This is a genomic window from Yoonia sp. SS1-5 (assembly GCF_038443705.2).
GTDB classification, from domain to species: Bacteria; Pseudomonadota; Alphaproteobacteria; order Rhodobacterales; family Rhodobacteraceae; genus Yoonia; species Yoonia rhodophyticola.
This window is the reverse complement of sequence record NZ_CP151767.2, coordinates 3,020,142-3,046,325: the sequence shown is the minus strand read 5'-3', so window position 1 is coordinate 3,046,325 and position 26,184 is coordinate 3,020,142. Positions and strand designations below refer to the sequence as shown.

Here is a 26,184-nt window from a genome sequence, read left to right as displayed (position 1 = left end):
GGCCCACCGATTAGAACCGCAATTATTGTATTGGAAGGGTTTGGTCATGCGGGTCTTGGTTACCGGGGGGGCCGGCTACATCGGTAGTCACACATTGCTGGAACTGATGGCGCAAGGCCACGAGGTCTGCGTCTTGGACAATTACAGCAATGCCTCGCCCGAGGTGTTGACCCGGGTCCGCAGCCTGTCAAACGGCCAGATCAGTGATCACACAGGTGATATTCGGGACAGCGCTACACTGGACGCAGTGATGGCCGATTTCCGACCCGAGGCCGTGATCCATTTTGCGGGGCTGAAGGCCGTTGGCGAAAGCACCGAAAAGCCGCTTTACTATTACGATGTCAATGTCGCCGGTACACTGAACCTGCTCGACGCGATGGCAAAGGTTGATTGCAACATTATCGTCTTTTCGTCATCCGCGACCGTCTATGGCGAACCTGTCTATCTGCCCTATGACGAAGCACACCCAACCAATCCCACATCTGTCTATGGCCGGTCCAAGCTGATGGTGGAACATATCCTGACGGATTGGGCCGCCGCCCGTGATCAGGCCTCTGCCGTGATCCTGCGCTACTTCAACCCCGTCGGCGCGCATGAGTCAGCCCGGATCGGCGAGGATCCCCGCGATATTCCCAACAATCTGATGCCCTTCATTGCGCAGGTCGCGGTTGGCAAGCGCGAGGCGTTGACGATCTTTGGCGATGATTATGACACCCCCGATGGGACCGGCCAGCGAGACTATATTCACGTCGTGGATCTGGCACGCGCGCATGTGGCCGCACTGGACTATGGCAAGCGCCACAAGGGCGCCCGCCCCTTTAATATCGGGACCGGCCAAAGCTACAGCGTCAGGGACATGATCGCGGCTTTCGCCAAGGCTTGCGGCAAACCGATCCCGGCCAAGGTTGCCGCCCGCCGTGCTGGCGATATTGCGGCAATGCAGGCGGACGCCCAAAGGGCCAAAGACGAATTGGGGTGGGCCGCCCGGCACGATCTTGACGACATGACGCAAAGCACCTGGGCCTGGCAGTCCAAAAACCCCGACGGGTATGAAGGCTAGCCCGTAAAGATCGTCCGCAACACAGCAAGTCCCTGATCAAGCGTTGCCTGGGCGACCTGCCTGTCAGTTGCTTCCACATAAAGGCGCAGTTCGGGCGCATTCCCCGATGGGCGCAGATGCAATACGCGACCATCCGTCAATGTCATGCGCAAGCCGTCCGTCGTGTTCACCTCGGCTTCGGCACCATCAAAATGGGCAAGAAAACCGGCGCGATCTGCCGCATTCTCGGTCAGCTTGGCAACATAGGCGGTCGACCGCGCCGTCGGCACCTCCTGCAACCTGTCGGCTGCGGTGAAACGCGGTGGTTCCGCAGCGACCAGCGCGCTGAGACTGCTGGATCTGGCGGCGGTCAAAACACACAGCATGGGCAATAGCGCATCGCGCGTCATCAACGGGGCCAGTATCCCGGCCGGGCCATCCGCTGAAAAACCCAACAGAAAGCCACCATTGGCCTCGTAGCCCACGACCTGACCGCCGATATCCTCCATCGCGGCAATCACATAGGGCGACCCGATCCGGGTCAGCACCACATCATCAAACACACCTTTCGCCGAAACGCCGGTATTGGATGAAATCGGCGTGACCACCTTGTCGGCCCCCAGCATCGTTGCTGCAATCTGACCCAGAATATCGCCTGGCACGACCTCGCCCAGCTCATTGGTTACCAGCGGGCGATCACCATCCGCATCGGTCGAGACGATGGCGTCCACACGCTCTGCCGCTGCCCAATCGCGCAGGTGTTGACGGATTTCAGGTGCCACGGCCTCTGTATCAACGGGGATGAAACTATCCGACGCCCCAAGCATCACCGGCTCTGCCCCGAGTGCACGCAACAAATCCGCCATCAATCCGCGCCCAACGGCGCTATGCGCATAAATACCGATACGCATCCCCGCCAGGGCATCCGCGCCGAAGGCCGTTGTGTAACGGGCCAGATACGCCTGCCCGACATCATCAGCGGACGTCAGATCACCGGGCGTGACCCGATCACGCGCAGCGCCAAGTGTCGCGACAATCGCAGCCTCGTCCGCTTTGGTGATCTCGCCATTTGGGGTGTAGAATTTCAGACCATTGCGATCAGCCGGGATATGACTGCCGGTGATCATGACGGCCGCCGCATCCGTACTCGTCGACGCCAGCGCAAGGGCCGGCGTTGGGACGGCGCCGCAATCGGTAACCTGCAGACCGCATGCGCGGGCCGCATTCATAACCATCCGGGCAATATCCGGTGAAGAGTCGCGCAGATCATGGCCCACAAAAAGGCCCGTGCCGGTTTGACAGGCGGCGATAAACGCCCCGACATGATCGCCAACGCAGCGTTCATCAAGCTCGGTCACCAGCCCCCGTAGCCCGCTTGTTCCGAATTTTGGTGCCATGCGCCTGCCTCAACCCTGTTGCCTCGCGGTCTTCTATCGGTTGGCAACGCAAACCGACACCAAAAAACCGCCCCGGTCACTTTGCATAAAAAGCACGCCAAAACCACGTCAAACTCGCCTCGGTGTTGAACCAAACACGCGAAGTTCTTGAGCCAATTCTGCGCCAAGGTTCACCCTTGCGCCGCATTTCCGTCACGGGCCAGCCGCCCTGTCACGCCAAGTTCTACGCAGGCGCTGGGCCGGTATCGTGGGGTAGTAAAATGTCATCTTTGTTTCATGTCACAACTGTTTTTTCCGAAGGCGAAGTTGATCATTCGCGGATCACCGATCTGGCGATCACGACACGTGGGGATGATGACTTTCTAGTGGGAACAACCCGGTATGACGGGTTTGCGACAAGTTGGTCCATCGACACAAGCGGGTTGCGCGCCGCTGATGCATGGGAACTGGACGGTGGTCATTTGCCGGGCAGTGATCCGACCCTGACCACGCTTGGGAATGGCAATCTGCTGGCGGGCGGCGGAACAGATGGCGCCGTGCAAATGTTGCAGGTCCTGCCCGATGGCACGTTCGGCACAATAAACGATCTATCCAGCCTGCCCCGCGCCATGAGCGGCTTTCAACATGGGGTCACCGCCACGCTGACAGACGGCACGCTGGCGGTATATGGCACCATTGCCGGTGATCCGGGGATGGCCGCGCTGTTTTTCACGTCTGCCGGGACGCTCGCCGCCCATGCGGTGATGCAACCTGCGACAGCCCCGGTTGAGCAGGTCGCGGCCCTGGCCACAGCGTCCACAGATACGCAGACATTCCTGCTCACCGCAGATACCGCTGAAAACGCGATTGTCAGTTGGACAATCGGCACGGATGGCGCGCTGGCCGTCGCAGACACCCTGACGCCCGAGGACGGCTTGTGGATCAGCGCGCCAAGCGTGATTGAAACCGCATCGGTGAATGGCAGTGATTATGTCATTCTTGGCGCCGCCGGAAGCAACAGCCTGTCCGTGATGGCAATTGGCCCCGATGGCGCGCTGGACCTGCGCGATCACATCATCGACAGCCGCGATACCCGGTTTGCCGGTGTCACCAGCCTAGAGGTCGTGACGCATCAGGATCGGACCTTTGTCATTGCTGGCGGCGCGGATGACGGTATCTCGATCTTCCTGCTTCTGGATGGCGGTCAGCTTGTCGCGCGGGATCATATTGCTGACACCACGTTGACAAGTCTGGATAATATCAGCGCCTTGGCCGCACGTGGCAATGATGATGGGCTTGATATCTTTGTCGCAAGCAGCTCTGAAACCGGCGTCACCCAGCTTCGCTATGATACTGGGCCGGCGGGCGTGACGCTTAGCGGCGATGCCGCTGGCGGGCTGATGACCGGGACCGTCGGCAACGACATCCTGCAAGGATGGAATGCGGCCGATATCCTGCATGGCGGTGCTGGTGCGGATATTCTGCGCGATGGGGCTGGCAGTGACACGCTGACAGGCGGCGCCGGTGCAGACATGTTTGTGATGTCGCGCGACGGGGACACAGACACGATCACTGACTTCACCCTTGGCGAGGACAGCATCGACCTGGGGCTGTGGCCGATGTTGCGTGACATCAGCCAACTGACCTTTGCGCTTCGGACCGACGGGATGCAGATCACATACGGGGACGAAACACTGATCGTCCAAAGCGCCGATGGCAACACCATCGACTACCGCACGCTGACTGCGACAGACATCATCGTCAGCACGCGCATCAATACCACGCTCGAGCCCGGTTATGCGGGCCCGGCCGTCCCGGTCGCCGATCAAATCACCCGCCCGGCAACCGGCCCAGACGCCGAGATGAACGCCAGCACCGGCATCGGCCTTCTCAGCGGCTTGGTTCTTGGGGATTTGCGCACTGCCGCAGCCGGAAGCGCATCTGCTGCCGCAACTGTGGGTTCCAATGCGGCTGACATCATCTGGGGCGAGACGAACAACGAAACACTTGATGGTGGTGAAGGTGATGATGTCATCATGGCCGGCGGCGGCAATGACCGGGTGACCGGCGGGAACGGTGCCGATATCCTTCTGGGTCGCGCTGGTCGTGACACGCTGGATGGCGGCGCTGGCAACGACACGCTGATGGGTGGATCGGGTCATGACACGCTCGATGGCGGCCTGGGCGATGATGTTTTGTTCGGCGGTGCCGGTGCGGACCATTTCATCTTTGTGGGCGGTCGTGACCACATCGCGGATTTCCAGCAAGGCGTCGATCAGATCACCCTGGATGCGTCACTCTGGACCGGGCTGACATCGGCGTCCGATGTGGTCCTCGCCTACAGCACCATCGCCGGAACCGACGTCATGATCGACCTCGGCGAAGGCAACAGCCTGTTGGTCAGCGGGGTCAGCAATTACAGCACATTTGCTGACGACATGGCGTTATTCTGAACTGGGTGCTGTGATCCCTGAAAACGTCCTCGTTTCTGGCTAGAGTTTTCCGCTAGATTTCCCTTGGCTGGGAGAGGAGCAGATGACGATGAAAGCATCCAAATTCACGGACGCGCAGAAGGCGTTCATCATCAAGCAAGGCGACGAAGGCACGCCAGTTGCTGAGATTTGTCGGAAGGCTGGGATCAGCCAAGCGACGTACTTCAATTGGAAGAAGAAGTACGCCGGTATGTTGCCGACGGACATGAAGAAGCTGCGTGAGCTGGAAGACGAACCGGGCAAAGCAGGGATGTTTTCTCCTACCTCTTGCAACCGATTGAAAACGCACCCGTCAACGTTCTTTCAGAAAATATCGGGAACTGGGGCCTCGTGTTTCGACTGGATGCAAAGGTTATGAGCGCCGTTTCGAAGATCCGAAACGTTGGTCAACAACTCAAGGATCACTTCCCGTTGATTTCCCAAGGCCTGATCGCCTACGACAAATACCAAGGGCAATCAGAAGAAATAATCAAGAATCGAGTATATCACTCAGAGCACGCAACAAGCACCAATTCTCCTTGGCTTAAAGGGGAAGACGTAACTCGGTTTTCCGTCAGGTGGAACGAGCGTGAGTATGTAGAGTATTCCCCAAAACTCGCGAACCCTAGAAAGCCAGAATTCTTTCAGAAACCAAGGATTTTGGTTCGAGAGATCACAAATCCAAGGGTTTTTGCGGCATACACTCAGGAAGAGCTATACAATGATCCTGCGCTCATCAACATCTTGGTCGAGAATGATCAGGCATTTGATCGGTATGCGTTGCTCGCGATCTTGAACTCTAAAGTTGCTAGCTTCTTCCATTTCAACTCATCTCCTAAAGCAACGAAGGGTGCATTCCCCAAAATTCTTGTGAATGATGTAAAGACTTTTCCATTGCCAGAACTGGCTGGAAATAAGGACCTACTATCAAGAGTTTCAACGCGGACGATCCAACTCATTGAGATGGCCAGTAGTGGTGATTTACCCGAAGAGTTCACAAAACTGGACAATGAAAATGAGCGCGAAGTTTTCAGCCTCTACGGCTTATCGGGCGCGGAAATTGCGATGATAGAGCAGTATTTTGAAAATTTGGGCACGCTAGAAAGAAGTTGACGCTACCCGAACAAGCGCGCCTACTCCCCTCAAAGCGTTCCGCAATAGCGGCGTGCCTCTATCAATCATTTAGGGAGTGGCTTCGCGTGAGCACTCCTTTTAGGCGGTCATAATTTCAATTTCTTGCTCGCCAAACCAGCCCTGCTCAAGGATTGCTGCGCGTGCCGCTGTCGGGTCATCTGAATAGTAAACTACGGCCAAGCTTTCTTCCGCTCGGCTACAAGTCACGTAAAAGAGTCGGCGGGTGCGGTCGATGCTGGTGTCCTTGCCAGCAACCTCATTATCCAAATCGGCTTTTGACTTTTCTTTGGTGCCCATGAGCTTGCCGTAGCTGAAGAGGAAGCCACGAGCCTCTGCATCACTGATGATTACCATAACCCGTGGAAACTCGAGGCCCTTGACGCCTTGGTGCGTATCGAACTGAGAGACCCCGCGCACATAGCGATCATACTTTTGAATCTCCTGAAAGGGTGCGTCCAGCGCCATTCGCCATGCTCCCAGCTCAGACTTTGCATCATCCTCGCCTTCTTCGATCACCTCGTCATTTTCGGGTACGAACGGTTTGAGAACATCTGGAATTTCGAACAACTTGGTTTGAGCGACATGACGCAGGATTGTTCGCAGAGTAGGAGGCGTCTCGTCCACCAAAAGCTCGTAAAGGCCGTCACATGCCAGCTTTGCTGCCTTAAGGGCTTCTTTCTGATCTTTGCCAGCTTCAGCAAGAAAACTGCGATCAAGCAACGGAGAGGAGCGGCGAGTTGCTGACGCGACCCCGAAATGATCTTTTGACATCAGCGCATGCGCAAGAGGCAAGAGTTCGCGAGTAAAGAAACCTATGCCACGGCCTGAACCATCGAGCAGGCCCGTTCGTATTGGCTCATAGCCATAGAGCGGTTCAAAAAAACGTTCGAAACCAAAACGGCGGGCCGACATCATGTGCTCGAGCGCCAGTGTTTTGACATCAGCATGTTCACCAGCCCAAGCCTGATCGCCAGTCAGTTGAGCCATCTGTGCCGCGGCTTTCGCTTCAATCACGTTTTTGTCGGCCACACCTTCTGAAATGAGGAACAACCTAACGAAACCTTCTGATGCATCGCTTCGCGCTTTTTGTTCCTGAGCGTCGTCGTCAGCGCGTATCTTGTTAATTAGAGTAACGACACGTTTGGGGCAGCGATGATTCATAACCTTGCGGGGAAACGCCCAGGTCGATGGAATTGCTTCTGCTAGACCAACTTTACCGTCTGCATAAATCCGCTGCATCGTATCGCCAAGGAGCCCTAAGCAAAACTGTTCAGCAAATGCTTCCTGTACCAAGAGAAAGGCGTCCATCAGGCGTTTAGTCGTATCCTGGCTTTCATCAATAAGCAGAACTGGATAGCGCGTCACAAGTTGGCGACGTAGCCCTGGTTTCTGGCTCAAGAAATCGGCTGTCATGGCTATTACTTCAGCATGATTGAGGGCGTCGCGTGTCCTGTTGTCACTCGTGGGGCTGTAGATGAAACGCTGGATATCCCCGAGCATGGCTCTGCGCCGCGTCTTGCTTTCGATGGACTGAGCGCGCTCAATCGTGGCTTTGCCAGCGCGTCCCTTCTTTTGCTTTTCTTCGAGTTCGGCGATGTCTTCAAGCAACCGCGCATCGATCCATCTACGAATGTCGTCGTCATAGCCTCGGATAAGGGACCATGCAAAGCTGTGAATTGTAGAAACATCAATGCGAGGGTCAAATTCAAGCCGCTGCTTAATTTCATCGCAGGCAGCGTTGGTGTAAGTAATTATTGCCACCTTTCGACCTGTTAGCACCAATTGGCGCCCTTGCTTTTCTAGCAGGTCGCGGATCGCAGTCACCAAGGAACGCGTTTTCCCCGAACCCGCCCCAGCATAAAGGAAAAAGCTCTTTGGACTATCCAACGCAAGGCATTCTCGAATAGTCTCATCCGCCAAAGCGTCGTGGCTATTGTCTGAAGATGCCGCAGTCATTCTGGCCCCTCAACTTTCGTGGGCAGAACTTCTACCTGCTTTTTCTGCAAACGCTCCTCGAGCCAGGTCAATCCATCTACGATGTAAGTAGGGACTTTCAGTGTATCAAATTTCTCAGAGTTGAGCACATCCAACGCAAACTCAGCCTTCTTGCCTGTTCTGAGATCTTTGAAAAACTTCTCTCCGACTGCCGAGGCATTTCCGCCGTCTTCGATAGCCTTACGAAACTTTGCTACCAACCCATATCCTTCTAATGCCTTGAAAAAATCGAGGTTTTCAAACGCGAGCGCGTCTTCAAATGTGTATGGGTATGCCTTGTCGTCATCGGGTGATTCAGGCATTTTCAGCTCTATCGGAAGTTGATACGCTGCGCGCACCGCGAACAGTGGATCTTCATCGCCTTCCAAAGTCCGCTCGGCAGGCGTAGCGGCCCACAGATCGTCGATTCCAGTTCTCTTGGGTACCCAATCGCGCAAAGTAACGTTGTCTGTGGTTTGCCCTTTGGCCGGGCACGGCTGCGCCGCCGCACTAGCTGGTTTCGCCGATAGGCTATCAAGATCAGTCACAATCAGAGTCAGCAAGCCAAGATGCTCAATCAGAGGTCGAAGTCTGTGGGCATGGCTGCCACCAATTTCCAGCATAGTAACATAGCACTTGTTCAATACAGGGAAATTGGATCGGATGAAATTTGGGACAAGCATGCGCTCAGCCGGACCCTCAACTAAAATGGCAGCATCAGCAAAGAAGAGATCAGCGTGTTGAGCACGCAGATACCGCGTGACAAAGTTTGCCGTCGCGTTGTTGGGTCCGAACACCTCAGTCAGATTGATCACTGTCGAAACAGGAATGCGACTTGCCATCCCCGCCGGAAGTCTTCGAAAATACCGCAAACAATCGAACGATACCTCATGTGCAACATGGCTCGAGTGCGTACTAACGACCAACTGGGTGCGGCGAAGTTTGGTAGAACCCAAGTCTTTATGAGCTCGGAGTACTTCGTAGGCCTTATTGATAAAAACTTGTTGTACTTGCGCATGTAAATGCGCCTCCGGCTCCTCGATCAGCAAAAGATGCAACGGTTCAAAATGCATCGCCTTGTCGTCGCTAGATGCCTTACCGACTCGCATCCAAGAATCCCTGAAACTCATTAAACGGAAAATCATTGAAATTAGATTCTGATAGCCCAAGCCGTTGTTGTTTTCGGGCAGGCGGAGCAAAGGAACCGCCGTCTCGCCCTTGGTCGGCGAAACATCGACAACAAACGTCACCGCTGAAGAATGGTTAAGGCCGTCAATTGTTTTCAGTCGAGTCGAAACTTTGGGCTTGGGGTCGGTAACGCCCGGATAGCCCATTCCTTCAACTTCATTGAATGCGGCGGCAAAGCTCTCTGTTAGCTTGTGATCGAACGCATCTTGGGCGGCCTCTATTGCCTGCAATGCGCCTAGATCGTTTGCATCTGGCCCTTTGGTAGGATCGAGATGCTTGGAATAGTAACTTCGGAGCTGATCTGAGAGCTTGCTCCCAGGCGATCCGGCGGGCGCATCTTCGTCTTCTTCGTTGGGGTTTTCCTCTCCAAAGCCTCGCTGTGCTGGAATATCGTGAATGCGCAAGAGGCCCCTGAGAGGATCACCCTCTAGGGCAGGGGAGGTCGATGGCAATACTTGTAGATTAGCCTGCCCGTTTTGCGGTGCCTTCACTTCGTTTGGATCAAGCGTATAAGCACAGACCTTAAAATGTTGAGATAATCGCTTTCTCAGGAAGTCGGTCAATGACGTTGGCCAAAGGGTCAATTTCTGGCGCAGTTGTTCGACGCCAGCCGCTTTCACATTCTCGTCGTGTTGCTTTGAGGCAGCCGCTTTAAGCTCCTCTGCGTCCTTCACTGCAAGAATGAAATCTTTGAACAAATCTTCTACGTTTGCCGGTTCGTAGCGGAGACGCACGCCAAGAAGGCCTCCTTCCCAATCAAGTGTTGGTATTAGGTCTCGGACATGGTGCATCTCGCCTGAATCCACATCAAGCCAGAGGTCAAGCGTCGGAAGAAATGGTAGCCATTGACCGAGTGACAGGTCGGTAGTTTTCTCCGCTTTGACGGCCTCAATCCATGTTTGACCGATGCGGTCAATTTCCGGCCAGTGGCATAGGGTCAAATCATGAATTTCGAATGGGCATCGCTTGGGAACCAGGAAACGTCTGAGCGCAAGCATTGCTGAGCTTTTTCCGCTGTTGTTGGCCCCTACGAAGAGCGTCTGCTTTTCTGATAGGTCCACTCGAACCGATAGAAGTTTACGAAAATTTGCGATCTCAAAAAACTTAATAAGCATACCTAGTCCCATACAATCGCCACAGATCAATATGGGTAGTCGTAACATCTTTAGATGGTCGCCAACACTGTCCAGACACGGCTAGGCTGAATATTCCATGTCGGATTGGCATCTGACTTAAGACTTTAATGGAGGTTTTAGCCTGCTCTGATCAATGAAAAGGTAACAATGCGCTCAAAAAAGCAACTTACATCAACATTCGACAAGTGGGGTGATGGCGGACTGGGGAGGATTCGAACCCCCGACCCCTTGATTCGTAGTCAAGTACTCTATCCAGCTGAGCTACCAATCCGCGTAGAGGCGATTTAGACCGACGTTCGCCTTGATGCAAGGGGCAATTGCCCATCGTGGCACTATTCCGCGGCGGGGCTAAGGGCCAGGTCGGCCTTGGGCAGTTGAATGGCAAATGTGGTGCCTGTCTCGTCAGTGCGCTGAAGTTCAAGGCGGCCACCGTGACCACGGATCAAATCGGCAGCAATCACCAGACCAAGACCGGACCCGCCTTTTCGCACGCCGCCCTGGAACGGCTGGAACAGATGCTCGCGCGCCTTGGGGGGCAAGCCCGGCCCCGTATCGGTGATCGTGATATGCCAGGCGCTGTCATCCTCTGTCGCCTGCACCGCAATTTCGCCGGGATTACCCGTCGCCATAATCGCCTGTCGGGCATTCCGGACAAGATTGAAAATCACCCGAAACAGCTGTTCCCCATCCGCCCGCAGGCTCAGCACCGCAGGGATGTCTTCGGCGAATGATAACGGGTAGTCGCCCGCAGCCAGCCTTTCGCTATCAATGACATCACCGACGATCGACCCAAGGTTCACCCGCCCCAGTGTCGGGGCAGGTTCATCAACGCGGCCAAAGGCCAGGGTGGTTTCGCAGAGATTGACCGCCCGGGTAATGGAATTCACAAGCTTCGGGGCCATCCGTTTGACAAGCGGGTCATCGGACCCTTCGATCCGATCAGTGAACAACTGCGCAGAGGTCAGGATATTGCGCAGATCGTGACTGACCTTGGCCACCGCGCCACCAAGCTGTGCGAGCCTTTCTTTCTGTTTCAGCGCGCCCGTCAATTGGGTTTGCATCATCTGCAGGGCTTCCTCGGCATCGCGCAATTCCGTGACGCCGGCCGAGGGCGTAATGATCTGGCGGGCGTCTTCGGGCGATTTGGCATAGCTTTGCATATGGGAAACCACGCCCTTGATCGGGCGGACCAGCAGGATCTGCACCGCCAGAAACAGCAAGACCGCTGTCACGATGGAAATGAACGCCGAGATGATCAGGATATTGCGCCCATAGGTCAGCATCGCGGCACGCAAGGGCATCTCGTCCATGGTGACTTCGATCAGCAAACCGCCATCGCGGACCGGGTTGCCGATGACCCTGATGATCTGGTCATCGGTATTGGCCAGGGTCATCATGGCATCGCGGATCAGCACCATGCCGGACGGGTCACGCATGTCATAGGTTGCGACAATGGGCGAAGGGATTGGCGATGACAGCGCCAATTGGCGAATTTCGTCCCGGCGCAGAACAACGTTATAGACCTCGGCGTTCTTGAGCAGCTCCCGTTCCAGCGCGGGGCTGATCATGTCGTCAGCCTCCAACGCGAGCGAAGCGATCTGCGCCCTCTCAAGCCGTGCCAAAAGATAGTCTTCGCGAAACCGCGCGACGGAGGGCACGAAAATGAAAACCTCGGCCAGCATCACGAAGATAATCGTGAGGATCAAGAAGCGGCCTGAGAGAGAGTTGATCATTGCAACGTCGCCTGTCTGTTACGGCAGCCAGCGCTGCACAAATCCGACAACCCGCTTTACGGTGGGGTTCTCGAAAAGTCTTGGGCTAAAATAGGCGCCCGCTGCGCGTTTGTTAACCTCGCTGACGGTCGGATAGGGTAAAACGGTGTTGGCAATGGCTGACATCTTCATCTTGTTGGCAATGGCCATGGCCCACATCCCGATCAGCTCGCCCGCCATGTGACCTGCAATCGAGGCCCCGACAGGTTTGCCCTTGACCACCATCACCTTAATCAGGCCCTTGGTCTTTCTTTCTGCAATCAACCGGTCATTGTGGTGAAATTCAAACCGCACCACTTCAAGTGCGGCGCCGAATTTCTTCTTTGCCTGCGCCTCGGTCAGGCCAACCTGCGCCAGTTCCGGATCGGTATATGTCGCCCATGGGATATGGTCCGTGCGCTGTTTTGACGGCAGGCCAAACAGCATGGACCGGATCAACACGCCCGCATGATAGCCGGCCACATGGGTGAACTGCAGCCCACCAGCAACGTCGCCGGCCGCATAGACCTTTTTGTTGGTGACAGAGCGCAGGTCGGGACCAACCTTAAGCCCGGCGCGATCATGCGCGACGCCGCCTGTATCAAGGTCAAGCTTGTCAGTGTTCACCTTGCGCCCGACGGCCATCAACAAATGGGACCCGGCGAAATCGCCCTTTGGCGTATGCACCGTGATGGCGGCATCATCACCGCTGATCTTTTCGGCCTGCGCCTCTTCGATGATATTGATCCCCTCGGCGCGCAGATTGTCGAGCACAATGGCGGCCATTTCCGGATCGTCCTTGCCAAAGGCCTTTGCGCCTTCGATGACGGTGACCTCGCAGCCAAGACGCCGATGCGCTTGCGCCATCTCCATCCCGATGGGTCCGCCACCGATGACGATCAGATGCTTGGGCTTCTCGCGCAGATCAAAGATGTCTTCGTTGGTGTAGTGCTTGACAGTATCCAGCCCCGGAATGGGGGGGACAAAGGGGCCGGATCCCGTGGCCACGACAAACCGGCGTGCTTCGATGATCGTGTCGCCGGCCTTCACTTCGGTTTTTGAGATAAAGGTCCCGAATTCTTCGATCACGTGCACACCCAGACCCGCAAAGCGTTCCACGCTGTCGACGGGTGCAATCGTTGCGATCACATCATGAACATGGTCTTTGGCAGCCGCATAATCGACCTGTGCCTGCACCTCGGCCACGCCCAGTTTTTCGCCATGCGACATGGCATGGGCCTGCTTGGCCGAGGCGATCAGGGCCTTGGAAGGAACGCAACCGTAGTTCAGGCAGTCGCCCCCCATCTTGTGGCCTTCCAGCAGCACAACCTTGGCCCCCATCTGAACGGCACCTGCCGCAATGGACAAACCGCCGGAACCACCACCAATGATGCAGATATCTGTTTTGATCCGGTTCATGATCTAGAGCCCTTTCTTGCCGCGGATCGTGTTGATCACGATTGGAAGGGCCGCAAGAACACACAAGCCGATGATGGGAAACAGGATCTGCGGCTCAAAGATAATTCCCAGGTTCGGGGTCTCGCCACGCGCGAAGACCTCACCAAGACCCGCACCGACGGATGTGTAGACCACCGACCCCGGAATAATCCCGATAAAGGTCGAAATCACGAAGCGGTGCAGCTTTACCTCAAGAAATGAAGGGATCAGGTTCGCAAGAAAGAACGGGACAGCAGGGACCAGACGGATCAAGAAAAGCATGGACCACTGGTTTTCGTCGATCCCGTCCTTAATCTTTTTGACGATCCCCTCGGAATCCTCCAGCCGTTTGCCAAGGCTTTCACCGAACCCCCACCGGGCGGCCAGAAAAATCGCCGTTGCCCCGATTGTGGCGCCGGTCATGTTGAACAGCGCGCCGGGGAAGGTGGCAAACAGGAAACCGCCGGTCAGCGTGGCGATGGATGCACCGGGCAGCGAGAATGCGACGATCAGCACATAGGCGGCAATAAAGACCAGAACGGTCAGCACATAGTTGTTGTCACGAAAGGCCAGCAAAGCCTCGCGGTTTTCGGCCAGCGCGTTGAAGGTCAGATAATCCCGCAAGAAATACGCCCCCAAGGCAGCGACCACGAGAATGGCGATCAACGGCAGCTTGCGTAACAAGGGATTGGCGGGGGTGTCGGGCATATCGGTCATCTTTCGGGTCCTGTGAGGATGTCGGGTTGCAGCCTAGATGGACGGAACCGGCCCGCCGCGATACCCACTTCACGGGCCATTGATGGAAAGCACCGCGGTTGTTTCAGTTTCAGGGCCTTTCGTCGTGATATTTGAAACATTTGGGGGCAAACAAGGGGTTAAATTGTTGCAATAAGCGGGCGTGATCCTCGTTGACACATCCGCATGCCCCCTCTAAACGACAGGTCTGAAATGTTGATCGGCTTCGAATCCCTTGTTGGGTTTGGCCACAGACCGGAGAGAACGCGATGAAGCGCACGTTCCAACCATCTAACCGGGTTCGCAAGAACCGCCACGGGTTTCGCGCACGGATGGCCACAAAGGCCGGACGCAAGATCCTGAACAATCGCCGTGCCAAAGGCCGCGCGAAGCTGAGCGCGTAAGCGCCGGACACGTCTTGACCGATTTCAAACCGCCGGTTGCGCCTGATAGGGGCACACCGGCGGTTTCTGTTTGTCTACAGGTGATGAAAAAGCGGGCCGATTTCGTGCGGGCATCCAAGGCGCGTCGGCAGGCCACGCCCGCAATTCACCTGCAGGCCCGCAAGCGCGGCGATGGCGACGCGGATGGGATGCGCGTCGGTTTCACATGCTCCAAAAAGGTCGGCAACGCCGTAGCCCGCAACCGGGCCAAGCGGCGTCTGCGCGCAGCAGCACGGATCGTCTTGCCTGAATTCGGTCGGTCCGGATGGGACTATGTGCTGGTCGGCCGCAAGGATACCACGGCGGATCTCCCCTTTGATCATATGCTGGCAGATCTGCGGCGGGCGCTACGCAAGGTGCACGAATGACACCATTGGCCCATCTCGTTGCACTGCCTGTCCGAGGCTACCGACTGATCCTGTCGCCATGGGTCGGCCATGGCTGCCGGTTTCAACCGACATGTTCGGCCTATGCGCTGGAAGCGCTGGAAAAACACGGTGCGATCAAGGGCAGCTGGCTTGCCGCCCGGCGGATCGGACGCTGCCACCCGTGGGGCGGGGCCGGTATCGACAATGTGCCGGATTGACCGCTGGCGGTCTATCAAAGCGCGCAGGGCGGGACACAGCGGTCATTGGGTATCTTGGCGCTAAAGTCAGCTTTCAACAATCTCGAGCCAGATAGTCGGCATATTCATCCTGCACAATGCCCTCGTTCACCAACGCTTGCGTGCATCCATGCCATCTCTCTTCCAGATATGAGAAGCAAGCAGCGAGATCGTCGAATTTCATCACCACGTCTGCATCTCCAAACTCGACGTCTGGATTGACAGAGCCAAACTCACCTAAGTCAAGAAAATCCGGGCTACCTAGGTCGGCTGTTTCAAAGACCTTGAGCTCAATCCTTTTTCCTGTGGCTTTCAAAGCAAGATGACGAACGCCCGTTCGGCCACTTGAAGAAAAAGGACCAATAAAGCACTCGATTGTCTTCCCCCTACCCAAAGCGGCTTCGACTTCATTGGATGTCAAATAACGGCGCCCCATTCTTGGTCTCATCCTTTCCTATTTCCGCATAGCGGACGTTAGCCTCAATGCAGCATCATCGACAATGTGCCGGATTGACTGCTGGCGGGTTATCAAAGCGCGCAGGGCGGACTTTGTTGCCATCCGTTGCGGCGATGCATTACGATCCGACTAGACTCTTGAGAGGGCCTTTTTCATGGCTTGGCTGCGCAAATCCACAGCATTGCTAGATGGCGACTTGATGAAAGAAAAATATGGCGAGGAACAGGACTATCCAAGATCAATTTCGATCGAAACTGGTTCGCAAGAAATTGAAAATGATCCGATAAACCCACCTGTAAATGTGGTGCTATACAATGATCAAGACCTACTTGAAGAACGCAACGACTACTTTTTTGAAAAAATGTCCGACGCTATATTATTCTGCGCATCAGACCACCACGTCGCGGAAGACAATTGGGTTACCACGGAAGAATGGACCGTGATCTAATGTCAAAGTCGGGCTCAGAGCAGAAATTTGCAATTCAGAAGCCGCCAGTTATACCTTTTTCTCAAACGAGATCGTCACAACACCGATGTCCAGTCCAAACCGTTTCACGTAAGCCAGATTGAGCAATCGGTCCTCCGCCAACAACCACATCCAGTCATCGAACGTGACACGCAGTGTTTCCGCCTCACCCGTGGCTGACGGCACCGGCAGGTCGATCTCGTATTTCCAGTTGAACCGATCGCCTTGCTCGATCCCTGTGGCGGCGCCAATCACGCCGGGCGCGGTGCCCGTCCAACTGTCGGGGCCGGTTTTGGTGAGGGTCCAGATCCGTTGCTCGGTTGAGCCATCCTCGTAGACGAAATCCTCAACCAACCGCAGCCGCTCCCCATCCCAGTCGCCATTTATGGTGACGACGAAACTGCGGCGCACGGTGCCTAGCACATCCTGAAACTGGCCATAAGCCACCAGCTCGCCGGCAAAGAACTCTTCAAGGTTCAGTTTGCGGTCACTCAAGGGCGGGTCATCAAATGACGGCTTGCCCGTGCAGGCGGTCAGAAGGGCGATGGCGCAGATTGCAAAGAAACGCATATGGGCTGAATTCCTGATATTTATCTATCAGGTAATACGGGGCGCGTCCTCGACCAGATCAGGTACCGCTGCAAGATGGACAAGCCGGGGGTCGGTCGCATCGCCAAATCGAAACGCCCGGGCAGTCCGGTAGCCGGGTCCGCCAAAAATGCGTACGGCTGCAAAAATCGCAAAGCGCCGGATCACCCCGACCCCGGCCGCCCGCATCGCAGCCAGCATCACCCGATCAGCAAAGCGGCGATCATCCGGCAAGGCGCCGCGCCCGGGCAGATCCTGCCAGGCCACGTAAAGATAGTCATGCAGAATGGCGGCCTCTAACCATGGCCCTGCCCGGCTGATCAGACCCCGCAGCGGTGCGGGAACGCTTGTCAGGTCAGTGACAAAGCCGGGCGTGACCACAACCTCGAACTGGTTTTGCTGATCATCCTGCCATCGGCAGACCAGCGGCGCACCCGTCAGATAGACGTCTTCGCCGTCGCGCGGGGTGGTACCGTCACATGCGACGATCCCCTCGACCGGACGAAACAGCACCAGACTGCTTTCAAAACTTGCCGCCGCAACGGGCGTTCCGGGTGCGGGATAAGGGTCGCTGGCTTGCAGCGGGCCGTGGTAACACTTCATGATTTACCTCTTGGCGGAAGGGCTGACGCGGGGTAGGGCTTGGGCATGCTTGACGATGCCGAAATCCATCCGCTTTTTCATGGCGCCCCTTCTACGACGGAGTTCAAGAAACTTCGTAAACGTATCGTGCGCGCGACCCGCGAGGCAATTGAACAATACGGCATGATCGCGCCTGGAAACGGCGATGGACAGGCGGGCAAAACACCCAAATGGTTGGTATGCTTGTCCGGCGGCAAGGACAGCTACACATTGCTGGCGGTGCTTTACGAATTGAAATGGCGCGGGCTTTTGCCGGTGGAGTTGCTGGCATGCAACCTTGATCAGGGGCAGCCGGGCTTTCCGGCGACGGTCTTACCTGAATTCCTTGAAAAAATGGGTGTCCCTCACCGGATCGAATATCAGGACACCTATTCAATCGTAATGGACAAGATCCCGCAGGGGCGGACCTTTTGCGCGCTCTGCTCGCGGCTGCGGCGCGGCAACCTCTACCGTGTGGCGCGCGAGGAAGGGTGCGACGCAATCATTCTGGGGCACCACCGGGATGATATTCTCGAAACATTCTTCATGAACCTGTTTCACGGTGGACGGCTGGCAACGATGCCACCCAAACTGCTCAACGAAGAGGGTGATCTTTTCGTCTATCGGCCATTGGCCCATGTGGCCGAGGCGGATTGCGAAAAATTTGCCAAGGCCATGAATTATCCGATTATTCCATGTGATCTGTGTGGCTCGCAGGACGGATTGCAGCGCCAGCAGGTCAAGCAAATACTCGACGGTTGGGAAAAGAATAGCCCTGGCAGGCGACAGGTCATGTTTCGCGCATTGATGAACGCGCGCCCATCCCATTTGCTCGACCCGAAACTGTTCGATTTCGCGGGCTTGGCATTGGGATCACCCCAGAAACGGCAAGACTAGTCAAAACGCCCATCGCAATTGGGTCATTTGGCCTTATATGAGGCAAAACCGCTTGACCTTTTGCCCCCTGACAGGTTGAACGGCGTCTAGATTTTTTGTGGGAAACGGGCGGTTTTCAGATGAACGAACAGAACAGGAACCTCATACTCGCCACTGTGCTGAGCTTTGCGGTCATCATGATCTGGACCGCATTCTTCCCGCCAGAAGACATTCCTGTCGCGCCCACCCAAGAAACGGCCGTCAGTACCGAAGGCGGGGCGCTTCCGGCTGCAGATCCGGTTGCAGGTGCGCCCACCGCGCCCACAGATGTGCCCGAACCGGTCGCTGACGCACCCCGTGTCGAAATCAAGACGGATGTGTTGAGCGGGTCGCTGTCGCTGCTGGGCGGGCGCATTGATGATCTGGCGCTGACCAATTACCGCGAAACACTGGATCCGGGGGCCGAGACAGTGCGCCTGTTGCGCCCGGTTGGCGAAGTCGGGGCCTATTTTGCGACATTCGGCTGGACCGCAACGGACGGTATTGATCCTGCCAATGTCCCCGGCCCCGACACCGAATGGGCGCTGGAAAGCGGCGATGTGCTGACACCCAGCACCCCGGTGACCCTGGTTTGGGACAACAGTGCGGGTCAGACATTCCGGACCGAAGTCGGGGTGGATGATGACTTTATGTTCACCTTTACCCAATCGGTGGAAAATACCGGGGCACAACCAGTCGCCGCGCGGCCCTACGGGCTGATCCGCCGGCATGGGCAGCCCGATGACCTGAAAAACTTCTTCATCCTGCACGAGGGTCTGGTGCGGATGACCGATGGCGAGTTGGAAGAGACCGACTATGACGCCATTACCGAATATGACATTGACCCACGCGAACGCACGCAGGCCGAGCGTCTGGATGTATCCTCATCCGGTTGGATCGGCTACACAGACCATTACTGGATGACGACCTTGATCCCCGATCAGTCATCACCATTCCGCTCGACCTCCAAATATTTCGATAACCGCGATCTCTATCAGGCCGAGGCTGTCATGGCCCCGCAGACAGTTGCGCCCGGGGCGTCGGCCACGGTCAGCACCCGCTTTTTCGCTGGCGCCAAGGAATGGGAAGCGATCCGTGACTACGAAAACGAAGGCGGCGTGCAGGGTTTTCTGGACAGTATCGACTGGGGTTGGTTCTTTTTCCTGACAAAGCCAATTTTCTGGCTGTTGCACACGCTGAACCTGGCCATCGGCAATATGGGTTGGTCGATCATCGCGCTGACATTCATCCTTAAGGCGCTGGTGCTGCCGCTGGCATATAAATCCTACGTCTCCATGGCCAAGATGAAAGAGCTGCAGCCCGAGATGGAGGCGCTGAAAGAGCGGTCAGGCGATGACCGGCAGGCCATGCAGCAAGGCATGATGAAGCTGTACAAGGACAACAAGGTAAACCCCGCCGCCGGGTGTCTGCCGATCCTGTTGCAAATTCCGATCTTTTTCTCGCTCTACAAGGTGATCTTCGTCACCATCGAATTGCGGCATGCCGCGTGGATTGGCTGGATCAAGGACCTCAGCGTGCCTGACCCATCTTCGATCTTCAACCTGTTTGGCGCCCTGCCATGGGCCGCACCCGAGCCTGGATCAATTCTGGCGCTTGTCATGATTGGCATATTGCCGATCCTGTTGGGTGTCTCGATGTGGCTGCAGCAGAAACTGAACCCCGCTCCAACCGATCCGACCCAGCAGATGATCTTTGCATGGATGCCGTGGGTCTTTATGTTCATGCTTGGATCGTTTGCGTCCGGCCTTGTGATCTATTGGATTGCGAACAACATCATCACCTTCGGGCAGCAGTATTTCATCATGCGCAGTCATGGGGCAAAGCCAGATGTGTTTGGAAACATCAAGTCCAGCGTCAGACGCAAGAAAGAGGCGAAAGACGCGGCAGAGCCTGCCAAGAAAGAGGGCAAGTAAATGACCCGTGTCGCCGCTTTGTGGCGGCATCCGATCAAAAGTCACGGGCGGGAGGCGATCGAGACGGTTGCGCTGACCGCCGGACAGACCATGCCATGGGATCGTCATTGGGCCGTCACCCATGCAGATCACAAGTTCGATCAGGCCGACCCGCGCTGGGTCATGTGCCGCAACTTCATGATCACCGTCGCCACCCCGGGGCTTGCCGGTATCTGGGCCACCCTGGATGAGGCTGCAGGCGAAATCACCCTGCGCCATGACGATTTGGGCAGCCACCGGTTCAACCCGGACGATCCGGATCAGATCGCTGGTTTTCTGGCCTGGGTGATGCCGCTTTGCCCGGCCGATCAACGGGTTCCCACCGGCATTGTTGCGGTACCGGCCCGCGGCATGACAGATACCAGTTTCCCGTCGATCTCAATCATGAATACGGCCACACACCGCGCGGTCGAAGGGCGGCTCGGACGCAAGCTTGAACCCGAGCGGTGGCGCGGGAATATCTGGCTGGACGGCCCCGCAGCCTGGGAAGAGTTCGAATGGACCGGCAAGACAATTCGGATCGGAACGGCCGAGCTTGATATTCAAGAGCCCATCCGGCGCTGCAAGGCGACGATGGCCAATCCACGCACCGGACACCGCGATACCGACACGCTTGGGATCCTGCGCGAAGCGTGGGACCACCAACATTTTGGCGTATATGCCACGGTGACGAAATCCGGCACCATCAGCCTGAACGATATAGCAGAGGTGCTTTAGAATGCAGATGCACTTCCCCGAAGCCGAAACTCCAGATGATCACGCGATTGAAAAAGGCCGCCTGCTGTTTGCGGGTGAAACCACCTTCGTCAAGGGCGTGGTCGCAATGGACGGCCTGCCCCCCGCCGACCGGGTCGAGGTTTGCTTTGCGGGCCGGTCCAACGTCGGCAAGTCGTCCCTGATCAATGCGCTGACCGGCCGAAAGGGGCTTGCACGCGCATCAAACACGCCCGGCCGGACACAAGAGATCAACTATTTCACCGCCGGGGATATCTATGTGGTCGACCTGCCAGGTTACGGTTTTGCCAATGCCCCTGTTGCCGTTGTGGAAAAGTGGCAGCGCCTGTTGAAACAATATCTGCAAGGCCGGCAAACCCTGCGCCGGGTCTTTGTGCTGATTGATGCGCGCCATGGCGCCAAAGCCGTGGACGAGGAGATCATGTCGCTGCTCGACAGCGCGGCGGTCACGTTTCAGGTGGTGATGACCAAAATCGACAAGCTTAAGGGTGCAGCCCTTGCCGAAAGCCTGGCCAAGACCCGCGCGGCCCTCGCCAAGCATCCCGCCGCCTTTCCAGAGCTTTTGCTGACCTCGTCCGAAAAGGGCGAAGGTATCCCGACCCTGCGCGCGATCATCGCGGGGATCGCATGAAGACAAGGAACCAAGATATGAGCCGTGACTGGATCGCCATCGCCCGCACCCTGTCCGAGGCCCTGCCCTATATGCAACGCTATTCCGGCGCGGTTGTTGTCGTGAAATTCGGCGGCAATGCCATGGGTGACGCGGATGCGATGGCGAATTTCGCGCGCGATATCGTGTTGATGAAACAGGTCGGTATGAACCCCGTTGTCGTCCACGGGGGCGGGCCAATGATCAATCAGATGCTCGACAAGCTCGGGATCCAGTCCGAGTTTGTGCGCGGCAAGCGCGTGACAGATCAGGCCACTGTCGAAGTGGTTGAAATGGTGCTGACCGGGCTGGTCAACAAGCGCATCGTGCAAGCCATCATGGATGAAGGCGGGCGGGCGGTTGGCCTGTCCGGCAAGGATGATGACCTGATGGTGGCCGAGGCAGATGACCCTGAACTGGGTTTCGTGGGCAAACCAACCGAGATGAATGTGCAGGTGCTGCGCGATCTCTTTTCTGCCGGGATTATCCCGGTTGTGGCACCCGTTGCCACCGGCATGGATGCCAACCAGACATTCAACGTGAATGGTGACACTGCAGCAGGTGCAATTGCCGGCGCGTTAAAGGCGGATCGTCTGTTGCTTCTGACGGATGTGGCCGGCGTCAAGGATGCCAGCGGCGAGGTGGTGACCCAGCTTAGCCCCGATCAGACACGGCAAATGATCAACGAGGGTACGATTGCAGGCGGCATGATCCCCAAGACCGAGACCGCGCTGGACGCGCTTGCGCGCGGTGTCCGGGCCGTGGTCATCCTGGATGGGCGGTTGCCCAATGCGAGCCTGCTGGAACTCTTTACCGAACACGGGGCCGGGTCGATCATTCGCGAACCGCGTTAGACCCTTCCGCAATGCAGATCTTGTGCTAACCTGCGGGTGACATTGTCACACAGGAGCTTTCAGATGCGTCTTACGTCCTTCACGCTGGCCCTTGCAGTTTGTGCATCGCCGGCGCTCGCGGTTGATGATTGTCTGATCGGCACCTGGCAGGCCGATTTGGCCGGGCTGGCGGATATCATGGCAGGTCAGATGAATGGCACCGCAACACCGGTCGGTGGCAGTGTGACGATGCAGATCACACCAGATGGTGTCGCCAGCATGAATGTGAACAATATGGTCATCAACGTGGTGGTCCCGAACGCACCGGCGATGGATGTTGGGGTCAACGGCGTCAGCAGTGGCAATTTTACCGCCGAGGGCGGACGCTGGACAGTTGCGACATCCAGCTACAACCTGGTTGGATCCGCGAATGTCATGGGCCAGACGATGACGATCCCGTTTGACTCTTCCACCGGTATGATGGGCGGGGGCAGTGGCACCTATGACTGCAGCAGTAGCGCGGTCACGTTCCAGACGGACGGACCAAACCCAACCATGCCCCCAAGCTGGACGCGCGCAGGCTGAAGACAGGGCAAGCCTGCCATGAACCCGCCGCGTCACGACGCATTGCTAGCAGAGCTGGCCACACATGGGCTGAAATCCATGGGGCATTTTGCAATCACCGCGCAGGACATGCTTCCGCTTGAGACTGGTACGCTGATGCTTATCGGGCCGGACGAGCCGCGGTTTTGGAGTGTTTTCACGCAAAGCCCGGCCTATCGGGATCAGGGCGCTGATCCGCTTGATCGCTGGTCCCGGCAAACCCTCGATAAAGTCGCAGCTGATCACGATGCCCTGGCACTCTACCCCTTTGGCGGGCCACCATTTCAGCCCTTTCATAGCTGGGCGTTGCGCAGTGGGCAGGCATGGACATCCCCTATCGGCTTTCTGGTACATGCGACCGCAGGGCTGTTTGCATCCTATCGGGGCGCGCTGTTGCTGAATTGGACCTTTGCCCAGGCGCCACCCCAAAGCAGCCCATGCGATACCTGCCCGACACAGCCCTGCAAAACGGCCTGCCCGGTTGGCGCATTTGACGATGGCTACGACGTCGATACCTGCAAGACCTATCTGCGATCCCCGGCTGGCAATGACTGCATGCATCAAGGCTGTGCCGCACGACGGGCCTGCCCGGTTGGCCAGGGCCGACGACTGCCAGCGCAAGCCCATTTCCACATGAAAGCATTCCTATGACCAAACGTCTGATCCTGATCCGCCATGCGAAATCAAGCTGGGATAATGCCTTTGCAGATGATCATGAAAGGGTGCTGAACCCGCGCGGCCGCGCCGCTGCGACGGCCATCGGCAACTGGCTGGGGACTGAAGGACACGTCCCACAGGCGATCCTTTGCTCTGACGCGGCACGTACGCAAGAAACAGCGGAACGGATCATCAGCACCCTGCCCGCACAGCCAAAACTGGAACTGACGGCAATGCTGTATCATGCCGCACCGGACACGGTCATTGACCTGGTCCGCAAGGCACAAACCGACACAATCGCCGTTATCGGGCATAATCCAGGGATCGGGATGGCCGCTGATATGCTGGTGGATACGCGCCCGCTACATCACCGGTTCGATGACTATCCTACATGCGCCACCACGGTCATCGACTTTGCCATCGACGATTGGCAGGACATGCAAAAGCAGGGCGGAGATTGTGTCGCATTTGTCGTACCCCGCGATCTGGTTGGCGCGGGGGGCGATATCGACTAGCGCAAAAGGCCCGGGGCGCATCGGCACCCCGAGGCCATTGCGGTTCCTAGTGGCCCAGGATCTGGCTAAGGAACAATTGCGTCCGCTCGGATTTCGGGTTGAGGAAGAACTCTTCTGGTTCATTCTGCTCGACCACCTGGCCCTGATCCATAAAGATCACGCGGTTGGCGACCTGCCGGGCAAAGCCCATCTCGTGTGTCACACACAACATGGTCATGCCCTCCTCGGCCAGCTCGATCATCGTATCGAGAACTTCCTTGATCATTTCGGGGTCAAGCGCCGATGTCGGTTCATCAAACAGCATGATGCGCGGCTTCATGCAAAGCGACCGGGCGATGGCCACACGCTGTTGCTGCCCGCCTGACAACTGACCGGGGTATTTCAATGCCTGATCGGGGATCTTGACCTTTTCAAGGAAATGCATCGCAATTTCCTCGGCCTCTTTCTTGGGCGTCTTGCGAACCCAGATCGGGGCCAGCGTGCAGTTTTCGAGGATTGTCAGATGCGGGAACAGGTTGAAATGCTGAAAGCACATGCCGACCTCTGACCGGATCTTGTCGATATTCTTGAGGTCCGATGACAGTTCCGTCCCGTCAACGATGATGTGGCCGGATTGATGTTCCTCCAACCGGTTGATGCACCGGATCAGGGTCGATTTGCCCGAACCGGACGGGCCGCAAATAACGATCCGCTCACCGCGCTGAACGGTCAGGTTGATGTCGCGCAGCACGTGGAAGGTGCCATACCACTTGTTCATGTCCTGAATCTCGATGGCGACCTCGTCAGAGACCTGCATCTGGCTGCGATCAATCTCGCGTTCTTGTGTCATTTCAACCATTGTCAGGTCTCCTTAGCGGTGTTCACGCTGAAGCTTGCGCTCGAGGTAAAGTGAATAGCGGCCCATGCTGTAGCAGAAGATAAAGAACATGATGCCGATGAAGAGGAAGAGTTCCCAATAGATACCGTTCCAGTCGGTTGAGGCGCGGATCAGGTTGGAAAAACCAATCGGGTCGGAAAGGCCGATGAAGACCACCAGCACGGTGTCCTTGAACAGGCCGATAAAGGTGTTCACGATGCCCGGGATCGAAATCTTCAACGCCTGCGGCAGGATGATCAGGCGCATGGCGCGGGGATAATCCAGACCAAGCGCATCTGCGGCCTCGTACTGGCCCTTAGGCAGCGCGGCCAGACCGCCCCGGATCACTTCGGCGATATAGGCCGACGAGAAGAAGGTCACCATGATGATCACCCGCAGCAGCAGGTCAAAACTGGTCCCCGGCGGCAGGAAGTAGTTCAACAGCAACTGCGCGGTGAAAAGCCACACAATCAACGGCACGCCACGGATCGTTTCGATAAAGATCACGCTGAGCTTGTTGATCACAAACAGGTCTGATTGCCGCCCAAGCGCCAACAGAATGCCCAGCGGCAGCGAAAGGACAATTGCGGCCACCCCGATGATAATGGCCAGCATAAAGCCGCCAATTTCGCGGCTGGCAACGGGTTGCAGGCCAATACGACCAACCTCGGCATATGTATCCCGCACAATCCCTTCCATGGCGGACAGGTCGTTGCGGGCTTTGTTGGCTTCGGTCCATGCGGATTTTGCGTCTGCAGGCGCGTTCGTATTTTCAAGCAGGTTAAGCGTATCAATATCGCGCACGCTATCCGGCAAGGCTTCTGTCAACTCATTGGCTGTGGCCTGCAGTTTCGGCAGGCTTTCCACCCGGGCAGGCAAGCCTGCGATATTGGCGCGCAAGGTCCGCGCCTCTGACAGTTGCTCTTCGCGGGTGAATATCGCGATGGACAATTCGTTGAACCGCTCGCGTTTGTCGGTGAGTTCCGCAAATAGCGCAATCAGCGCATCACGGTCCGCATCGACATTGT

25 protein-coding genes, 1 tRNA gene and 2 pseudogenes are annotated in these 26,184 nt (G+C 56.8%); 16 read left to right on the top strand and 12 right to left on the bottom strand.

Features of this window, described 5'->3' with window-relative positions:
- Nucleotides 1-46: 46 nt before the first annotated feature.
- Nucleotides 47-1,060 (top strand): UDP-glucose 4-epimerase GalE, encoded by a 1,014-nt coding sequence (gene galE / locus AABB31_RS16485; protein WP_373635023.1) that lies wholly within the window; start codon nucleotides 47-49, stop codon nucleotides 1,058-1,060.
- Here the strand turns inward: galE and AABB31_RS16480 are convergent.
- Nucleotides 1,057-2,436, bottom strand: coding sequence for a phosphomannomutase (locus tag AABB31_RS16480; RefSeq protein WP_373635021.1), 1,380 nt, complete (start codon nucleotides 2,434-2,436; stop codon nucleotides 1,057-1,059). The two genes, galE and AABB31_RS16480, sit on opposite strands and share 4 nt — an antisense overlap.
- A gap of 260 nt (nucleotides 2,437-2,696) precedes the next feature.
- Between AABB31_RS16480 and AABB31_RS16475 the strand changes: the two genes are divergently transcribed.
- The 3 genes and pseudogenes from AABB31_RS16475 (at nucleotide 2,697) to AABB31_RS16465 (ending at nucleotide 5,999) form a co-directional block, all read left to right on the top strand.
- Entirely contained in the window at nucleotides 2,697-4,868 is a 2,172-nt protein-coding gene (locus AABB31_RS16475; protein ID WP_342077120.1) for a calcium-binding protein, read from the top strand.
- An 88-nt stretch (nucleotides 4,869-4,956) separates the two neighbouring features.
- A pseudogene (locus AABB31_RS16470) lies at nucleotides 4,957-5,142 on the top strand (transposase); the annotation flags it as partial.
- 119 nt (nucleotides 5,143-5,261) lie between these two features.
- Nucleotides 5,262-5,999, top strand: a complete 738-nt coding sequence (locus tag AABB31_RS16465) for a TaqI-like C-terminal specificity domain-containing protein (RefSeq protein ID WP_373635020.1) — start codon at nucleotides 5,262-5,264, stop codon at nucleotides 5,997-5,999.
- Nucleotides 6,000-6,098: 99 nt separating this feature from the next.
- On the opposite strand, the gene AABB31_RS16460 is transcribed toward AABB31_RS16465, so the two are convergent.
- The 6 genes from AABB31_RS16460 to AABB31_RS16435 form a co-directional block, all read right to left on the bottom strand.
- Nucleotides 6,099-7,976: a UvrD-helicase domain-containing protein gene (locus tag AABB31_RS16460; RefSeq protein WP_342077122.1), complete on the bottom strand. Its 1,878-nt coding sequence runs from the start codon at nucleotides 7,974-7,976 to the stop codon at nucleotides 6,099-6,101.
- Nucleotides 7,973-10,297, bottom strand: a complete 2,325-nt coding sequence (locus AABB31_RS16455; protein ID WP_373635019.1) for an AAA family ATPase — start codon at nucleotides 10,295-10,297, stop codon at nucleotides 7,973-7,975. Before AABB31_RS16455 ends, AABB31_RS16460 begins: the two co-directional genes overlap by 4 nt.
- A 215-nt stretch (nucleotides 10,298-10,512) precedes the next feature.
- Nucleotides 10,513-10,589, bottom strand: a tRNA-Arg gene (locus AABB31_RS16450).
- 61 nt (nucleotides 10,590-10,650) lie between these two features.
- Nucleotides 10,651-12,051 (bottom strand): sensor histidine kinase, encoded by a 1,401-nt coding sequence (locus tag AABB31_RS16445; RefSeq protein ID WP_373635017.1) that lies wholly within the window; start codon nucleotides 12,049-12,051, stop codon nucleotides 10,651-10,653.
- A gap of 18 nt (nucleotides 12,052-12,069) precedes the next feature.
- Nucleotides 12,070-13,488, bottom strand: coding sequence for an NAD(P)/FAD-dependent oxidoreductase (locus AABB31_RS16440; protein WP_373635015.1), 1,419 nt, complete (start codon nucleotides 13,486-13,488; stop codon nucleotides 12,070-12,072).
- Nucleotides 13,489-13,491: 3 nt separating this feature from the next.
- Nucleotides 13,492-14,223: a TVP38/TMEM64 family protein gene (locus tag AABB31_RS16435; RefSeq protein WP_342077124.1), complete on the bottom strand. Its 732-nt coding sequence runs from the start codon at nucleotides 14,221-14,223 to the stop codon at nucleotides 13,492-13,494.
- A gap of 287 nt (nucleotides 14,224-14,510) precedes the next feature.
- On the opposite strand from AABB31_RS16435, the gene rpmH reads away from it, so the two are divergent.
- The 3 genes from rpmH (at nucleotide 14,511) to yidD (ending at nucleotide 15,270) form a co-directional block, all read left to right on the top strand.
- Nucleotides 14,511-14,645: a 50S ribosomal protein L34 gene (gene rpmH / locus AABB31_RS16430; RefSeq protein ID WP_008231458.1), complete on the top strand. Its 135-nt coding sequence runs from the start codon at nucleotides 14,511-14,513 to the stop codon at nucleotides 14,643-14,645.
- 83 nt (nucleotides 14,646-14,728) lie between these two features.
- A complete protein-coding gene (gene rnpA, locus AABB31_RS16425) occupies nucleotides 14,729-15,052 on the top strand; it encodes a ribonuclease P protein component (RefSeq protein WP_342077125.1) in 324 nt (107 codons plus the stop codon).
- The gene (gene yidD / locus AABB31_RS16420) at nucleotides 15,049-15,270 is read left to right on the top strand and encodes a membrane protein insertion efficiency factor YidD (RefSeq protein ID WP_342077126.1); all 222 of its coding nucleotides are present in this window, start codon (nucleotides 15,049-15,051) and stop codon (nucleotides 15,268-15,270) included. The genes rnpA and yidD overlap by 4 nt, the downstream gene beginning before the upstream one ends.
- 73 nt (nucleotides 15,271-15,343) lie before the next feature.
- Here yidD and AABB31_RS16415 read toward each other — a convergent pair whose 3' ends face one another.
- A complete protein-coding gene (locus tag AABB31_RS16415; protein ID WP_342077127.1) occupies nucleotides 15,344-15,724 on the bottom strand; it encodes a hypothetical protein in 381 nt (126 codons plus the stop codon).
- A 175-nt stretch (nucleotides 15,725-15,899) separates the two neighbouring features.
- Here AABB31_RS16415 and AABB31_RS16410 point away from each other — a divergent pair, with 175 nt between their 5' ends.
- Nucleotides 15,900-16,193, top strand: a complete 294-nt coding sequence (locus tag AABB31_RS16410; RefSeq protein WP_342077128.1) for a hypothetical protein — start codon at nucleotides 15,900-15,902, stop codon at nucleotides 16,191-16,193.
- Nucleotides 16,194-16,241: 48 nt separating this feature from the next.
- Here the strand turns inward: AABB31_RS16410 and AABB31_RS16405 are convergent, their stop codons facing one another.
- The gene (locus tag AABB31_RS16405) at nucleotides 16,242-16,781 is read right to left on the bottom strand and encodes a DUF3833 domain-containing protein (protein WP_342077129.1); all 540 of its coding nucleotides are present in this window, start codon (nucleotides 16,779-16,781) and stop codon (nucleotides 16,242-16,244) included.
- A gap of 27 nt (nucleotides 16,782-16,808) precedes the next feature.
- The gene (locus AABB31_RS16400; RefSeq protein ID WP_342077130.1) at nucleotides 16,809-17,402 is read right to left on the bottom strand and encodes a DUF1353 domain-containing protein; all 594 of its coding nucleotides are present in this window, start codon (nucleotides 17,400-17,402) and stop codon (nucleotides 16,809-16,811) included.
- A gap of 45 nt (nucleotides 17,403-17,447) precedes the next feature.
- Between AABB31_RS16400 and ttcA the strand changes: the two genes are divergently transcribed.
- The 8 genes from ttcA to AABB31_RS16360 all read left to right on the top strand — a co-directional run bounded on the left by ttcA (nucleotide 17,448) and on the right by AABB31_RS16360 (nucleotide 24,300).
- Nucleotides 17,448-18,317, top strand: coding sequence for a tRNA 2-thiocytidine(32) synthetase TtcA (gene ttcA / locus AABB31_RS16395; protein ID WP_342077131.1), 870 nt, complete (start codon nucleotides 17,448-17,450; stop codon nucleotides 18,315-18,317).
- 119 nt (nucleotides 18,318-18,436) lie between these two features.
- Nucleotides 18,437-20,269 (top strand): membrane protein insertase YidC, encoded by a 1,833-nt coding sequence (gene yidC / locus AABB31_RS16390; RefSeq protein WP_342077132.1) that lies wholly within the window; start codon nucleotides 18,437-18,439, stop codon nucleotides 20,267-20,269.
- The gene (locus AABB31_RS16385) at nucleotides 20,270-21,025 is read left to right on the top strand and encodes an MOSC domain-containing protein (protein ID WP_342077133.1); all 756 of its coding nucleotides are present in this window, start codon (nucleotides 20,270-20,272) and stop codon (nucleotides 21,023-21,025) included.
- A gap of 1 nt (nucleotide 21,026) precedes the next feature.
- Entirely contained in the window at nucleotides 21,027-21,674 is a 648-nt protein-coding gene (yihA, locus tag AABB31_RS16380) for a ribosome biogenesis GTP-binding protein YihA/YsxC (protein ID WP_342077134.1), read from the top strand.
- A gap of 17 nt (nucleotides 21,675-21,691) precedes the next feature.
- Nucleotides 21,692-22,546, top strand: coding sequence for an acetylglutamate kinase (gene argB, locus AABB31_RS16375; protein WP_342077135.1), 855 nt, complete (start codon nucleotides 21,692-21,694; stop codon nucleotides 22,544-22,546).
- 63 nt (nucleotides 22,547-22,609) lie between these two features.
- On the top strand, nucleotides 22,610-23,110 hold the full coding sequence (locus AABB31_RS16370) for a hypothetical protein (protein WP_342077136.1): 501 nt from the start codon (nucleotides 22,610-22,612) through the stop codon (nucleotides 23,108-23,110).
- Between the two features lie 18 nt (nucleotides 23,111-23,128).
- Entirely contained in the window at nucleotides 23,129-23,779 is a 651-nt protein-coding gene (locus AABB31_RS16365) for a ferredoxin (protein WP_342077137.1), read from the top strand.
- Nucleotides 23,776-24,300: a histidine phosphatase family protein gene (locus AABB31_RS16360; RefSeq protein WP_342077138.1), complete on the top strand. Its 525-nt coding sequence runs from the start codon at nucleotides 23,776-23,778 to the stop codon at nucleotides 24,298-24,300. The genes AABB31_RS16365 and AABB31_RS16360 overlap by 4 nt, the downstream gene beginning before the upstream one ends.
- Before the next feature lie 46 nt (nucleotides 24,301-24,346).
- On the opposite strand, the gene AABB31_RS16355 is transcribed toward AABB31_RS16360, so the two are convergent.
- On the bottom strand, nucleotides 24,347-25,138 hold the full coding sequence (locus AABB31_RS16355) for an amino acid ABC transporter ATP-binding protein (protein WP_342077139.1): 792 nt from the start codon (nucleotides 25,136-25,138) through the stop codon (nucleotides 24,347-24,349).
- Nucleotides 25,139-25,150: 12 nt separating this feature from the next.
- Nucleotides 25,151-25,813: pseudogene (locus AABB31_RS16350) on the bottom strand (amino acid ABC transporter permease); the annotation flags it as partial.
- Between the last annotated feature and the right edge of the window lie 371 nt (nucleotides 25,814-26,184).

Excerpts from the sequence above, each read along its gene's own strand:
- galE (WP_373635023.1), top strand. The coding sequence starts at position 47 with ATGCGGGTCTTGGTTACCGGGGGGGCCGGCTACATCGGTAGTCACACA.
- AABB31_RS16480 (WP_373635021.1), bottom strand. The coding sequence starts at position 2,436 with ATGGCACCAAAATTCGGAACAAGCGGGCTACGGGGGCTGGTGACCGAG.
- AABB31_RS16475 (WP_342077120.1), top strand. The coding sequence starts at position 2,697 with ATGTCATCTTTGTTTCATGTCACAACTGTTTTTTCCGAAGGCGAAGTT.
- AABB31_RS16465 (WP_373635020.1), top strand. The coding sequence starts at position 5,262 with ATGAGCGCCGTTTCGAAGATCCGAAACGTTGGTCAACAACTCAAGGAT.
- AABB31_RS16460 (WP_342077122.1), bottom strand. The coding sequence starts at position 7,976 with ATGACTGCGGCATCTTCAGACAATAGCCACGACGCTTTGGCGGATGAG.
- AABB31_RS16455 (WP_373635019.1), bottom strand. The coding sequence starts at position 10,297 with ATGCTTATTAAGTTTTTTGAGATCGCAAATTTTCGTAAACTTCTATCG.
- AABB31_RS16445 (WP_373635017.1), bottom strand. The coding sequence starts at position 12,051 with ATGATCAACTCTCTCTCAGGCCGCTTCTTGATCCTCACGATTATCTTC.
- AABB31_RS16440 (WP_373635015.1), bottom strand. The coding sequence starts at position 13,488 with ATGAACCGGATCAAAACAGATATCTGCATCATTGGTGGTGGTTCCGGC.
- AABB31_RS16435 (WP_342077124.1), bottom strand. The coding sequence starts at position 14,223 with ATGACCGATATGCCCGACACCCCCGCCAATCCCTTGTTACGCAAGCTG.
- rpmH (WP_008231458.1), top strand. The coding sequence starts at position 14,511 with ATGAAGCGCACGTTCCAACCATCTAACCGGGTTCGCAAGAACCGCCAC.
- rnpA (WP_342077125.1), top strand. The coding sequence starts at position 14,729 with ATGAAAAAGCGGGCCGATTTCGTGCGGGCATCCAAGGCGCGTCGGCAG.
- yidD (WP_342077126.1), top strand. The coding sequence starts at position 15,049 with ATGACACCATTGGCCCATCTCGTTGCACTGCCTGTCCGAGGCTACCGA.
- AABB31_RS16415 (WP_342077127.1), bottom strand. The coding sequence starts at position 15,724 with ATGGGGCGCCGTTATTTGACATCCAATGAAGTCGAAGCCGCTTTGGGT.
- AABB31_RS16410 (WP_342077128.1), top strand. The coding sequence starts at position 15,900 with ATGGCTTGGCTGCGCAAATCCACAGCATTGCTAGATGGCGACTTGATG.
- AABB31_RS16405 (WP_342077129.1), bottom strand. The coding sequence starts at position 16,781 with ATGCGTTTCTTTGCAATCTGCGCCATCGCCCTTCTGACCGCCTGCACG.
- AABB31_RS16400 (WP_342077130.1), bottom strand. The coding sequence starts at position 17,402 with ATGAAGTGTTACCACGGCCCGCTGCAAGCCAGCGACCCTTATCCCGCA.
- ttcA (WP_342077131.1), top strand. The coding sequence starts at position 17,448 with ATGCTTGACGATGCCGAAATCCATCCGCTTTTTCATGGCGCCCCTTCT.
- yidC (WP_342077132.1), top strand. The coding sequence starts at position 18,437 with ATGAACGAACAGAACAGGAACCTCATACTCGCCACTGTGCTGAGCTTT.
- AABB31_RS16385 (WP_342077133.1), top strand. The coding sequence starts at position 20,270 with ATGACCCGTGTCGCCGCTTTGTGGCGGCATCCGATCAAAAGTCACGGG.
- yihA (WP_342077134.1), top strand. The coding sequence starts at position 21,027 with ATGCAGATGCACTTCCCCGAAGCCGAAACTCCAGATGATCACGCGATT.
- argB (WP_342077135.1), top strand. The coding sequence starts at position 21,692 with ATGAGCCGTGACTGGATCGCCATCGCCCGCACCCTGTCCGAGGCCCTG.
- AABB31_RS16370 (WP_342077136.1), top strand. The coding sequence starts at position 22,610 with ATGCGTCTTACGTCCTTCACGCTGGCCCTTGCAGTTTGTGCATCGCCG.
- AABB31_RS16365 (WP_342077137.1), top strand. The coding sequence starts at position 23,129 with ATGAACCCGCCGCGTCACGACGCATTGCTAGCAGAGCTGGCCACACAT.
- AABB31_RS16360 (WP_342077138.1), top strand. The coding sequence starts at position 23,776 with ATGACCAAACGTCTGATCCTGATCCGCCATGCGAAATCAAGCTGGGAT.
- AABB31_RS16355 (WP_342077139.1), bottom strand. The coding sequence starts at position 25,138 with ATGGTTGAAATGACACAAGAACGCGAGATTGATCGCAGCCAGATGCAG.